The following is a 13,298-nucleotide window of genomic DNA, read 5'->3' on the forward strand; positions in this document are numbered from 1 at the left end:
GTCGGCCCCGTCGGCCCAACGACCTCGCCGCACGGCCGGTCACCGCGAACCACCCGTAGCGGTCCAACCGCGGCACCGGGTACGCCCCAGGGGTGAGTGCGGCTTGCGACGCGCCGACGAGGTCGGCTAGGAGGCCCGGCGGGCGGGCCGGTGCGTCATTGCCGGAAGGCCTCGCCCTCGAAGACGTCGTCCGGGAAGACCCGCCCGAGAAGACCCGCCCGAGCCCCCTTGCTCAAGAAGCCCTTGCCCGGGAAAACCGAGCGGCCCCCGGCTCGTCGGGTGCGACGAGCCGGGGGCCGGAGCCCGGAGAAATGACGGGAGGATCAGTTGTGCGCGTGCAGCTCGGCGTTGAGACCGCCCCACGAACCGGACCGGGCGATCACCTCGACCGCACCGCTCTGCGAGTTGCGGCGGAACAGCAGGTTGTCCTGGCCGGACAGCTCGACCGCCTTGGCGATCTTCCCGTCCGGGGTGGTCACCCGGGTGCCGGCGGTGACGTACAGGCCGGCCTCGACCACGCAGTCGCTGCCCAGCGAGATGCCGATGCCCGCGTTGGCGCCGAGCAGGCAGCGCTCGCCGACCGCGACGACCTGCTTGCCACCGCCGGACAGGGTGCCCATGATCGAGGCGCCGCCGCCGATGTCGCTGTGGTCGCCGACCACGACGCCTGCACTGATCCGGCCCTCGACCATCGAGGTGCCCAGCGTGCCGGCGTTGAAGTTCACGAAGCCTTCGTGCATCACGGTGGTGCCGACGGCCAGGTGGGCACCGAGCCGGACACGGTCCGCGTGCGCGATCCGGACACCCGTCGGGGCGACGTAGTCCGTCATCCGGGGGAACTTGTCGATCCCGTACACGGCCAGCTGCCCGCCCTGCGCGCGGACGGCGAGCCGGGCCTGCTCGACCTTGTCCACCGGGACGGGGCCGATGCTGGTCCAGGCGACGTTGGCGAGCAGACCGAACAGGCCGTCCAGGTTCTGGCCGTGCGGCTTGACCAGACGGTGGCTCAGCAGGTGCAGGCGCAGGTACGCGTCGTGCGCGTCGAGCGGCTTCTCGTCCAGGGAGGAGATGGCGGTGCGCACCGCGACCACCTCGACGCCCCGGCGCGCGTCGCTGCCCAGGGCCTGCGAGGCGCCTTGGCCGAGTGCGGCCTCGGCCTCCTCGGCGGTCAGCCGTACGGTGCCGGCCGGGCCGGGCTCCGCGACGAGCTCGGGTGCGGGGTACCAGGTGTCGAGGACGGTGCCGTCGGCAGCGATGGTCGCCAGACCGGTGGCGACAGCGCCGCTTGCGAGGGAGGAGGTTTCAGCAGTCACATCGTGCACGTTAACGAATTCCGGCCATCGGTGCTGCACGCGCCCACCGTCCGGACACGCCCGCGCCGGACAAAACCCGGTGCTCCCCGCACCTCGGCTCCGCAATACTCGGACGGGTGTTCATCTCGATCTCCACCACAGGAACGGCCGAGCGCCCAGCCACTGACCTGGGCTTTCTGCTGCACAAGCACCCCGATAAGGTGCAGCGCTTCTCCACCTCCCACGGTCAGGCCCACGTCTTCTACCCCGAGGCGAGCGAGACGGTGTGCACGGCGGCTCTGCTGCTGGACATCGACCCGATCGCCCTGGTCCGCCGGGGCCGGGGCAAAGGGCGGGGCGGCTCACCCGACTTCGCGCTGGCCCAGTACGTCAACGACCGGCCCTACGCCGCGTCCTCGCTGCTCGCGGTGGCGCTGCGGACGGTGTTCCGTTCGGCGATGAAGGGCGTCTGCGAGCACCGGCCCGGACTCGCGGAGCAGCCGCTCCCGCTGCGGATCGTGCTGCCCGCCGTACCCGCCAACGGTGCGGGCGAGGACGGACCGGCCGCGATGGTGCGGCGGCTGTTCGACCCGCTCGGCTGGCAGACCCGGGCCGAGGCGATCCCGCTGGACGACTCCTTCCCCGAGTGGGGCGAGTCCCGGTACGTCCGGGTGGAGCTGACCGCGACCGTGCGGCTGGCCGACGCACTTCAGCAGCTGTACGTCCTGCTCCCCGTCCTGGACGGCGCCAAGCACTACTGGGTCGCTCCGGACGAGGTGGACAAGCTGCTGGACGCGGGGGAGGGCTGGCTGGGCGACCATCCCGAACTGGTCCTGATCACCCGTCGGTACTTCGCCCGTCGCTGGTCGCTGACCCGGACGGCGCTGGAGCGCCTGGAGCTGGCCCGGCTCGCCGAGACGGACGACCGCGAGCCCGAGGAGATCGACAACGCCGTCGACGACAACGCCGTCGACGATGCCGACCGCCCGGATGCCGGCGGCCCGAACAACGACCGCCCGGAGGAGGTGGAGGAAGTGGAACAGCCCGTCTCGCTGGCGGTCCGACGCCGCCAGGCGATCCTGGCCGCGCTCGCGGAGGTCGGCGCGGCCCGGGTCCTCGACCTCGGCTGCGGGCAGGGTGAACTGGTCGGAGCGCTGCTCAAGGAGCGCCGGGTGACCGAGGTGCTCGGGGTGGACGTCTCCTCCCGGGCGCTCGCGGCAGCCGAGCGGAAGCTGCGGCTCGACCGGATGACCGAGCGCCAGGCGGCCCGGGTCAGGCTCGTCCAGGGCGCGCTGACCTACACCGACGCCCGGCTCAAGGGCTACGACGCGGCCGTGCTCTCCGAGGTCATCGAGCACCTCGACCTGCCACGGTTGCCTGCCCTCGAATACGCGGTGTTCGGCGCGGCCCGGCCGCAGTCCGTGGTGGTGACCACCCCCAACGCCGAGTACAACGTCCGCTGGGAGACCCTCCCGGCCGGTCACGTCCGGCACGCCGACCACCGCTTCGAGTGGGACCGTGCGCAGTTCCTGGCCTGGGCGGAGCGGGTCGCCGACACGTACGGCTACACCGTCGTGGTCCGCCCGGTCGGTCCGTACGACGACGAGGTCGGCGCACCGACCCAGCTCGCGCTGTTCCGCGCGGGCACCACGGACGGCAGCGCCTCCGCCGCCCCTACCGCCACCTCCGCAGCCCCCGACGCCTCCGCCCCCGCCTCTACCCCCACTTCCACCTCCGCCCCCACTTCCACCCCCACTTCCGCCTCCACCGAAGGGAGCGTGACCCGATGACCGACCTCGACGCGCTGCCCGCCCGCCGCCTCCCCGTCACCGACGTCTCGCTCGTCGTCCTGATCGGCACCAGTGGCGCGGGCAAGTCCAGCTTCGCCCGCAAGCACTTCCGGCCGACCCAGGTGGTCTCGTCCGACTTCTGCCGGGGCCTGGTCGCCGACGACGAGAACGACCAGTCGGCCTCGGCCGACGCCTTCGAGGTGCTGCACTACATCGTCGGCAAGCGCCTCGCGGCCGGCCGCCTCACGGTGGTGGACGCCACCAACGTCCAGCCCGAGGCCCGCAAGCAGTTGATCAAGATTGCCCGGGAGCACGACGTGCTCCCGATCGCGATCGTGCTCGACGTCCCGCCCGCCGTCTGCGCCGAGCGCAACCAGGCCCGGCCGGACCGGCAGTTCGGTCCGCATGTGATCCCCCGCCAGCAGCGCGAGCTGCGCCGCTCGCTCAAGGGCCTGGAGCGCGAGGGCTTCCGCAAGGTGCACGTGCTGCGCGGTGAGGCCGAGGCGGCCGCCGCCGAGATCGTCATCGAGAAGCGCTACAACGACCTGCGCCACCTCACCGGCCCGTTCGACATCGTCGGTGACATCCACGGCTGCCGCTCCGAGCTGGAGACCCTGCTCGGCCGGCTCGGCTACACCCTCGTCCGCGACGACCTGGGCCGTCCGGTCGACGCCGTGCACCCGGCCGGCCGCACCGCCGTCTTCGTCGGCGACCTGGTCGACCGGGGCCCGGACACGCCGGGCGTGCTGCGGCTGGTGATGGGCATGGTCGGGGCCGGGCACGCCGTCTGCGTCCCCGGCAACCACGAGAACAAGCTCGGCCGCCACCTGGACGGCCGCAAGGTCACCGTCTCGCACGGCCTCCAGGAGTCGCTGGACCAGCTGGCGGGCGAGAGCGAGGAGTTCCGCCGCGAGGTCCGCACGTTCATGCGCGACCTGGTCAGCCACTACCTGCTGGACGGTGGCGACCTGGTGGTCTGCCACGCCGGCCTGCCCGAGAAGTACCACGGCCGCAACTCCGGCCGGGTCCGCTCGCACGCGCTCTACGGCGACACCACCGGCGAGACCGACGAGTACGGGCTGCCCGTCCGCTACCCGTGGGCCGAGGAGTACCGGGGCCGGGCCCTGGTGGTCTACGGCCACACCCCGGTGCCGACCGCGAGCTTCGTCAACAACACCATCTGCCTGGACACGGGCTGCGTCTTCGGCGGCAGCCTGACCGCGCTGCGCTACCCCGAGCGCGAGCTGGTCGTGGTCGAGGCGGAGCGGGAGTGGTACGCCCCGGTCCGTCCGAGGAGCACCGACGCCCCCGGCTCCCGGGAGGGCCGCCCGCTGGACCTGGCCGACGTGGCGGGCCGGCGGATCGTCGAGACCGCGCTGCACGGCCGGGTCTCGGTGCGGGAGGAGAACGCCGCGGCCGCGCTGGAGGTGATGAGCCGTTTCGCACTCGACCCCCGGCTGCTCCCCTACCTCCCGCCGACCATGGCCCCGAGCGCGACCTCCCGCCGCGAGGGCTACCTCGAACACCCCGAGGAGGCGTTCTCCTCCTATCTCGGCGACGGCGTCCGGCAGGTGGTCTGCGAGGAGAAGCACATGGGCTCCCGGGCCGTGGTGCTGGTCGCCCGGGACGCCGCCGCCCTGGAGAAGCGGTTCGGCGTCGCCGGCCCGGGTGCGATCTGGACCAGGACGGGCCGCGCCTTCCTCAGCGACGACGAGCTCACCGGCGAGGTACTGGGGCGGGTCCGGTCCGCCGCCGAGCGGGCCGGGCTGTTCGAGGAGTTCGACACCGGCTGGCTGCTGCTCGACGCCGAGCTGATGCCGTGGTCGCTCAAGGCCGTCGAACTGCTGCGCCGTCAGTACGCGGCCGTCGGTGCGGCGGCCGGCTCGGCGCTGCCCTCGGTGCTGTCCGCGCTGGAGCAGGCGTCCGGGCGGGGCCTGGACCTCGGCGAGCTGACGGCCCGGCAGCGGCAGCGCGCGGCGGACGCGGAGGCGTTCACCGCCGCGTACCGGCGTTACTGCTGGCCGACCGAGGGCCTGTCCGGTATCCGGCTCGCACCCTTCCAGGTGCTGGCGGCGGAGGGGGCCAACCTCGCCGTCCGTCCGCACGACGAGCACCTGGCCTGGATCGACCGGCTGGTCGCCGCGGACGACCGGTCGGCACCGGTCCTGCAGGCCACCGGCCGCCTGCTGGTCGACACCTCCGACGAGGCGTCCGTCGCGGCGGGGGTCGCCTGGTGGGAGGAGCTCACCGCGGCCGGCGGCGAGGGCATGGTGGTCAAGCCGCTCAGTTCGGTGGCCCGGTCCGCCTCGGCGAAGGGCGGTCCGGGCGGGCTGGTCCAGCCGGGCATCAAGGTGCGCGGCCGGGAGTACCTGCGGATCATCTACGGTCCGGACTACACCCAGCACCTGGACCAGCTGCGGCAGCGCTTCCTCGGCCACAAGCGGTCACTGGCCCTGCGCGAGTACGCGCTCGGCCTGGAAGCGCTGGACCGGCTGGCCGGCGCCGAGCCGCTCTGGCGGGTGCACGAGGCGGTGTTCGCGGTGCTGGCGCTGGAGTCGGAGCCGGTGGACCCGCGGCTCTGAGCGCACCGGGGGCGGGCCCGCGCCGGTGACGTGCCGGGTCCGTCCCCGCCCGCTGCGGGAAGCAGCAGGGTGCATAGAAATTCAGAGCATCGTATATAGTTGCTGTCTCGTCCTCCCAGTTCCGCTGTCCCTCGCACTGCCTCCGTCCCACCCGACCCACCCTCCCGTTCGGTACGCACGCCGCCGATCACGTCACCCCAGGAGCCCGGCATGGCCTTCAACCTCCGGAACAGGCACTTCCTCAAGGAGCTCGACTTCACTCCGCAGGAGTTCCGCTTCCTGCTGGACCTCTCCGCGCAGCTCAAGGCCGCGAAGTACGCCGGGACGGAGCAGCAGCGGCTGCGGGGCAAGAACATCGCCCTGATCTTCGAGAAGACCTCTACCCGGACCCGCTGCGCCTTCGAGGTGGCCGCTCACGACCAGGGTGCGAGCACCACCTACCTCGACCCGTCGGGCTCGCAGATGGGGCACAAGGAGTCGGCCAAGGACACCGCCCGCGTCCTCGGCCGGATGTTCGACGGCATCGAGTACCGGGGTCACGGTCAGGAGGTCGTCGAGGAGCTGGCGGCCCATGCGGGCGTCCCGGTCTGGAACGGTCTCACCGACGAGTGGCACCCCACCCAGATGCTGGCGGACGTCCTGACGATCCAGGAGCACAGTGCCAAGCCGCTGGCGGACGTCGCGCTCGCCTACCTCGGCGACGCCCGCTGCAACACCGGCAACTCGCTGCTCGTCACGGGCGCGCTGCTCGGCCTGGACATCCGGATCGTCGCGCCCAGGCAGCTCTGGCCGGCGGACGAGGTGCAGAAGGAGGCCCGCGCGCTGGCCGAGACCACCGGGGCCCGGATCACCCTCACGGAGGACGTCGCCGCCGGAGTGGCCGGTGCCGACTTCCTCTACACCGACGTCTGGGTCTCGATGGGCGAGCCCAAGGAGGTCTGGGCCGAGCGGATCTCGCTGCTGAAGCCGTACCAGGTCTCGATGGAGACGCTGCGGGCGACGGGCAACCCGGCGGTGAAGTTCCTGCACTGCCTCCCGGCCTTCCACGACCTCGGCACCGAGGTCGGCCGGCAGATGCACGAGCTCACCGGGATGTCGGAGCTGGAGGTCACCGACGAGGTGTTCGAGTCCGCGCACTCGGTGGTCTTCGACCAGGCGGAGAACCGGCTGCACACCATCAAGGCCGTCCTGGTCGCCACGCTCGGCTCCTGACACCGCGAGGCTCCCGGCGTCCCGCCGTTCCCGCCCCCGGACCCGCCTGCGCCCGGAGCCTCGCACCTGACAGGGAGGCCCGGTACCTGACACGGGCCCGGCGGGCCCGGTGGGCGGAGCCGGCGCGCGGACCCGGTGAGCGGGGCCGGTAAGAGGTGCGGATCGACGCCGCGAGGCGGACAGTCGGAAGGGCATGCCTGACGCCGTGCTCAGGTAGGGATGCACTATGGTTTATCTCGACATCGAGATAACTCCGCACTATGGTTTATCTTGACATCAAGATACTTGCCGAGAGGCACCCGCGCGCGGTCCAAGGGCATGCTGCCTAACTAAGGCTTACCTTACCACCGGCATCGCGAAGCACCTCAAGCACGAAGCACCCAAGAAGGAGTCAGTCGTGTCCGCGAACAGCTTCGACGCCCGCAGCTCGCTGCAGGTGGGCGACGAGTCGTACGAGATCTTCAAGCTCTCCGCCGTCGAGGGTTCCGAGCGGCTGCCGTACAGCCTCAAGGTGCTGCTGGAGAACCTGCTCCGCACCGAGGACGGCGCGAACATCACCGCCGACCACATCCGGGCACTCGGCGGCTGGGACCAGAACGCCGAGCCGAGCCAGGAGATCCAGTTCACGCCCGCCCGCGTGATCATGCAGGACTTCACCGGTGTCCCCTGTGTCGTCGACCTCGCCACCATGCGCGAGGCCGTCAAGGAGCTGGGCGGCGACCCGGCGAAGATCAACCCACTGGCCCCGGCCGAGCTGGTCATCGACCACTCCGTCATCGCCGACAAGTTCGGCACCAAGGACGCGTTCACCCAGAACGTCGAGATCGAGTACGGCCGGAACCAGGAGCGCTACCAGTTCCTGCGCTGGGGCCAGACCGCGTTCGACGAGTTCAAGGTCGTCCCCCCGGGCACCGGCATCGTCCACCAGGTCAACATCGAGCACCTGGCCCGCACGGTCATGGTCCGTAACGGCCAGGCGTACCCCGACACCTGCGTCGGCACCGACTCGCACACCACCATGGTCAACGGCCTGGGCGTACTGGGCTGGGGCGTCGGCGGCATCGAGGCCGAGGCCGCGATGCTCGGCCAGCCGGTCTCCATGCTGATCCCGCGCGTGGTCGGCTTCAAGCTCAACGGCCAGCTGCCGGCCGGCACCACCGCCACCGACCTGGTGCTCACCATCACCGAGATGCTGCGCAAGCACGGTGTGGTCGGCAAGTTCGTCGAGTTCTACGGCGAGGGCGTCACCGCGATCCCGCTGGCCAACCGCGCCACCATCGGCAACATGTCGCCGGAGTTCGGCTCGACCTGTGCGATCTTCCCGATCGACGCCGAGACCATCAGCTACCTCAAGCTCACCGGCCGCAGCGAGCAGCAGCTCGCCCTGGTCGAGGCGTACGCCAAGGAGCAGGGCCTCTGGCACGACCCGTCGGTCGAGCCGGTCTACTCCGAGTACCTCGAACTGGACGTCTCCACCGTCGTCCCGTCGATCTCCGGCCCGAAGCGCCCGCAGGACCGCGTGATCCTGGCCGAGGCCGCCGAGAAGTTCGCCGAGGTGCTGCCGGCCTACTCCGCCGAGGCCTCGAAGCCGACCGCCGTCACCGCCCCCGACGGCTCGACCTACGAGATCGACAACGGCGCGGTCGTGATCGCCTCGATCACCTCCTGCACCAACACCTCCAACCCCTCCGTCATGCTGGGCGCCGCCCTGCTGGCGAAGAAGGCCGTGGAGAAGGGCCTCACGGTCAAGCCGTGGGTCAAGACCACCCTGGCCCCCGGGTCCAAGGTCGTCATGGACTACTACGAGAAGGCCGGCGTTCTCCCGTACATGGAGAAGCTGGGCTTCAACCTGGTCGGCTACGGCTGCGTCACCTGCATCGGCAACTCGGGCCCGCTGCCCGAGGAGGTCTCGGCCGCCGTCAACGAGGCCGACCTGGCCGTCGTCTCGGTGCTCTCCGGCAACCGCAACTTCGAGGGCCGGATCAACCCGGACGTCAAGATGAACTACCTGGCCTCCCCGCCGCTGGTGGTCGCCTACGCCCTCGCCGGCAACATGAACATCGACATCACCAAGGACGCGCTGGGCCAGGACGCCGACGGCAACGACGTCTTCCTCGCCGACATCTGGCCGTCCGAGAAGGAGGTCGCCGATGTCGTCGCCGGCTCCATCGACGAGGCCATGTTCGACAAGGGCTACCAGGACGTCTTCGCCGGTGACCACCGCTGGCAGTCGCTGTCGATCCCGACCGGCAACACCTTCGAGTGGGACGCCGAGTCCACCTACGTCCGCAAGCCCCCGTACTTCGAGGGCATGGCGAAGACCCCGAGCCCGGTGACCGACATCGCCGGCGCCCGCGTGCTCGCCAAGCTGGGCGACTCGGTCACCACCGACCACATCTCCCCGGCCAGCTCCATCAAGCCCGGCACCCCGGCCGCGCAGTACCTCACCGAGCACGGTGTGGAGAAGCGCGACTTCAACTCCTTCGGTTCGCGTCGTGGCAACCACGAGGTGATGATCCGCGGCACCTTCGCCAACATCCGCCTGCGCAACCAGGTCGCGCCGGGCACCGAGGGCGGCTACACCCGCGACTTCACCCAGGCCGACGGCCCGGTGTCGTTCATCTACGACGCCTCGCAGAACTACCAGGCCGCCGGCATCCCGCTGGTCGTCCTGGCCGGCAAGGAGTACGGCTCGGGCTCGTCCCGTGACTGGGCCGCCAAGGGCACCGCGCTGCTCGGCGTCAAGGCCGTCATCGCCGAGTCGTACGAGCGCATCCACCGCTCGAACCTGATCGGCATGGGCGTCCTGCCGCTGCAGTTCCCCGAGGGCCAGACGGCCGACTCGCTCGGCCTGACCGGCGAGGAGACCTTCTCGATCTCCGGCGTCGTCGCGCTCAACGAGGGCGGCATCCCGGAGACTGTCAAGGTCGTCGCGGACGGTGTCGAGTTCGATGCCAAGGTGCGCATCGACACCCCCGGCGAGGCGGACTACTACCGCAACGGCGGCATCCTGCAGTACGTGCTGCGCAGCCTGATCGGCTGAGTCTGCGAACGGCAGCGGCCGGGCCGTCCCACTCCACCTGCGGAGAGGGGCGGCCCGGCCGTCTTCGTGCTAGGACGGAGCCATGACTACCGACCCGTGGCCCGTGATCCACGCCGAGCGCCGGGCGCTGCTCGCCGACGTGGTCGAGCTGACCCCGAAGCAGTGGCTCACGCCGTCGCTCTGCCCGGGGCGGACGGTGCGCGACACGCTGGCGCACCTGACGGCGACGGCCAGGATGACCCCGTCCGGCTTCTTCGTGAAGCTGGCGCGCTCCGGGTTCCGCTTCGAGGTGATGACCGCGCGGGAGATCGCCGAGCTGACCACCGGGACGACGCTGCAGACGCTCGACCTCTTCGCCGAGCAGCTGACCTCGGTCAGCCACCCGCCGGGCCCGGTCGACAGCTGGCTCGGCGAGACAGTGGTGCACGCCGAGGACATCCGCCGCCCGCTCGGGATCGTGCACGAGTACCCGGTCGCGGCGCTGACCCGGTGCGCCGACTTCTACCGGCGCTCCAACCTGCTGATCGGCGCCAAGCGCCGGGTCGCGGGGCTGACCCTGCGGGCCACCGACACGGACTGGTCGGCGGGCAGCGGGCCCGAGGTCTCCGGCCCGATGCTGCCGCTGCTGCTCGCGATCACCGGCCGTGGCGCCGGGCTCACCGGCCTCGCGGGGGCGGGGTTTTCCACGCTCGCTTCTCGGATGCGGTAACCAGAGAAGGGGCGCGGGGAACTGCGCGAAGCGGTAGGCAACGGTCCGCAGCCTTCCGAATTCGCGCAGTTCCCCGCGCCCCTGAATAACTCAGACCTGGTCACAGGCCTGGGCCCGCAGGGCACGGGCGAGGTCGTCCCGGCCTTCCAGGACGAGGCGGCGCAGGGCCGGTGCCGCGTCCGGGTGGGCCGTCAGCCAGGTGTCGGCGGCCGCCAGGGTCTGCACGTCGGTCTGCACCCGGGGGAAGAACCCGCCGACGATCTTCACGGCGATCTCGATGCTGCGCTGCGCCCAGACGGTCTCCAGCACGTCGAAGTACCTGGCGGTGTAACCGGCGGTCAGGTCGCGCCGGTCCGGCTGTGCGAAGCCCGCGATCTGGGCTTCGACCAGCGCGTTCGGCAGCTCGTCCGAGTCGATCACCGCCGACCAGGCGGCGGCCTTGGCCTCGGCCGTCGGTACGGCGGCGAGGCAGTGCGTCAGGTGCTGCTTGCCGCTGGCGGTGTTGTCCTGGGCCAGTTCGGCCCGCAGCCGGGCCTCGGTCGCCTGCCCGGCGCAGGCCAGCGTCAGCCACAGCTCCCAGCGCAGCTCCTGGTCGACCTCCAGGCCGTCGATCCTCGCGGTGCCCGCCAGCAGCCCCCCGACCAGCTGCAGGTGCTCGGTGCCGGTGGCGGTGTGGGCGAGGAACCGGGCCCAGGCCAGCTGGTGGTCGCTGCCCGGCGCGGCCGCCCGCAGCTCGCGCAGCGCGCACTCGGCGAGCAGCCGGCCCCCCTCGGCCCGCCGCTCGGGGGCGGCGTACAGGCTCAGGGCGCCCCTGGCCTGCTGGTGCAGCGACTGGAGCACGCCGATCTGCGACTCCGTCCCGGCGAAGCGCTCCACCAGGGAGAGGTAGTCGCGGGTCGGCATCACGCCGTCGCGGGTCAGGTTCCAGACGGCGGACCAGGTGAGGGCCCGGGCGAGAGGGTCGGTGATGTCGCCGAGGGAGGACCGCAGGGTCTCCAGCGAGTGGTCGTCGAACCGGATCTTGCAGTAGGTCAGGTCGTCGTCGTTGAGCAGCACCAGCGCGGGCCGGGGCAGCCCGGCGAGCTCGGCGACGACGGTGCGGGCGCCGGTCACGTCGATCTCGACCCGGTGGGTGCGGACCAGCGAGCCGTCGGTGTCCCGGTCGTAGAGACCGATCGCCAGCCGGTGCGGACGCGGCGTGCCGCCGTCCTGGAGCACGGCGAGTTCGGTGATCCGCCCCTCGGCGTCCACGGTGACCTGCGGGGTGAGCAGGTTGACCCCGGAGGTCTGCAGCCAGGCGGCGGCCCAGGCGGTCAGGTCGCGCCCGCTGGTCTCCTCCAGCGCGCCGAGCAGGTCGCCGAGCACGGTGTTCCCGAAGGCGTGCCGCTTGAAGTACTGCCGGACACCGTCGAAGAACGCGTCCCGCCCGACGTACGCCACCAGCTGCTTGAGCACCGAGGCGCCCTTGGCGTAGGTGATGCCGTCGAAGTTGAGCTTGGCGTCCTCCAGGTCACGGATGTCGGCCGTGATCGGGTGGGTGGTGGGGAACTGGTCCTGCCGGTACGCCCAGGCCTTGCGCCGGTTGGCGAAGGTGATCCAGGCCGACCGGTACCGGGTCGCGGCCACCTGCGCGTACGAGCCCATGAAGTCGGCGAAGGACTCCTTGAGCCACAGGTCGTCCCACCACTTCATGGTGACCAGGTCGCCGAACCACATGTGCGCCATCTCGTGCAGGATGACGTTGGCCCGGCCCTCGTACGCGGCGTCGGTGACCTTGGAGCGGAAGACGAACTCCTCGCGGAAGGTCACGCAGCCGGGGTTCTCCATCGCGCCGATGTTGTACTCCGGGACGAAGCACTGGTCGTACTTGCCGAACGGGTACGGGTAGTCGAACTCCTCGTGGAAGTAGTCCAGACCCTGCTTGGTGACGGTCAGGATCTCGTCCGCGTCGAAGTACCGGGCCAGCGACTTGCGGCAGGTCGCGGCGAGCGGGATCTCCAGCGTGGTGCCGTCGGCGAGCTTGCGGCTGTAGCTGTCGCGCACCACGTGGTACGGGCCGGCCACCACGGCGGTGAGGTAGCTGGAGATCGGGCGGGTCGTCGCGAAGTGCCAGATCCGGCCGTCGCCTTCGGTCTCCACCGACTCGTCGGCGCCGTTGGAGTACACGTCCCAGGCGGCGGGGGCGGTCACCGTGAAGGTGTACGGCGCCTTCAGGTCCGGCTGCTCGAAGGTGGCGAACACCCGCCGGGCGTCGGCCGGTTCGAAGTGGGTGTAGAGGTAGGTCTCGCCGTCGGCCGGGTCCACGAACCGGTGCAGGCCCTCGCCGGTGCGGCTGTACGCGCAGTCCGCCTCGATCACCAGGACGTTCCGCTCGGCCAGTCCGTCGACGGTCACCCGGACGCCGTCGAAGGCCGCCGCCGGGTCGAGCGCGCGGCCGTTCAGGCTGACGGCGCGCACGGTGGGCGCCAGCAGGTCCAGGAAGGTGGCCGACCCCGGAGCGGAGCTGCGGAACTCGACGGTGGTGGTGGACCGGAAGGTGGCGGCTGCCGGATCCACGGCGGACGTCACGTCGAGGTGGATGCGATAGCTGTCCACGGAGAGGACGTCGGCCCGTTGCTGGGCTTCGTCTCGGCTCAGGTTCTTACCCGGCACGGGCGGTACTCCTTTGTC

General features: G+C 71.2%; 7 protein-coding genes. 5 read left to right on the forward strand and 2 right to left on the reverse strand.

What is annotated here, in order from left to right; translation table 11 throughout:
• Nucleotides 1–323: 323 nt before the first annotated feature.
• Nucleotides 324–1,313, reverse strand: coding sequence for a 2,3,4,5-tetrahydropyridine-2,6-dicarboxylate N-succinyltransferase (gene dapD, locus ABD330_RS27275; RefSeq protein ID WP_425555653.1), 990 nt, complete (start codon nt 1,311–1,313; stop codon nt 324–326).
• Nucleotides 1,314–1,429: 116 nt separating this feature from the next.
• On the opposite strand from dapD, the gene ABD330_RS27280 reads away from it, so the two are divergent.
• From ABD330_RS27280 to ABD330_RS27300, 5 genes are all read left to right on the forward strand, one after another.
• Nucleotides 1,430–3,082, forward strand: coding sequence for a 3' terminal RNA ribose 2'-O-methyltransferase Hen1 (locus ABD330_RS27280; RefSeq protein WP_344468665.1), 1,653 nt, complete (start codon nt 1,430–1,432; stop codon nt 3,080–3,082).
• Nucleotides 3,079–5,664, forward strand: a complete 2,586-nt coding sequence (locus tag ABD330_RS27285) for a polynucleotide kinase-phosphatase (RefSeq protein WP_344468666.1) — start codon at nt 3,079–3,081, stop codon at nt 5,662–5,664. The genes ABD330_RS27280 and ABD330_RS27285 overlap by 4 nt, the downstream gene beginning before the upstream one ends.
• 210 nt (nt 5,665–5,874) lie before the next feature.
• Nucleotides 5,875–6,876: an ornithine carbamoyltransferase gene (argF, locus tag ABD330_RS27290; RefSeq protein WP_344468667.1), complete on the forward strand. Its 1,002-nt coding sequence runs from the start codon at nt 5,875–5,877 to the stop codon at nt 6,874–6,876.
• Between the two features lie 397 nt (nt 6,877–7,273).
• Nucleotides 7,274–9,919, forward strand: a complete 2,646-nt coding sequence (gene acnA / locus ABD330_RS27295; protein WP_344468668.1) for an aconitate hydratase AcnA — start codon at nt 7,274–7,276, stop codon at nt 9,917–9,919.
• Nucleotides 9,920–10,001: 82 nt separating this feature from the next.
• On the forward strand, nt 10,002–10,628 hold the full coding sequence (locus ABD330_RS27300) for a maleylpyruvate isomerase family mycothiol-dependent enzyme (protein WP_344468669.1): 627 nt from the start codon (nt 10,002–10,004) through the stop codon (nt 10,626–10,628).
• A 90-nt stretch (nt 10,629–10,718) separates the two neighbouring features.
• Here the strand turns inward: ABD330_RS27300 and pepN are convergent, their stop codons facing one another.
• Nucleotides 10,719–13,280 carry an aminopeptidase N gene (pepN, locus tag ABD330_RS27305; protein ID WP_344468670.1) on the reverse strand — a complete coding sequence of 854 codons (2,562 nt, stop codon included), beginning with the start codon at nt 13,278–13,280 and terminating at the stop codon, nt 10,719–10,721.
• Nucleotides 13,281–13,298 lie beyond the last annotated feature (18 nt).

This window comes from Kitasatospora kazusensis (genome assembly GCF_039529945.1).
In the GTDB taxonomy this organism is placed as follows: Bacteria; Actinomycetota; Actinomycetes; order Streptomycetales; family Streptomycetaceae; genus Kitasatospora; species Kitasatospora kazusensis.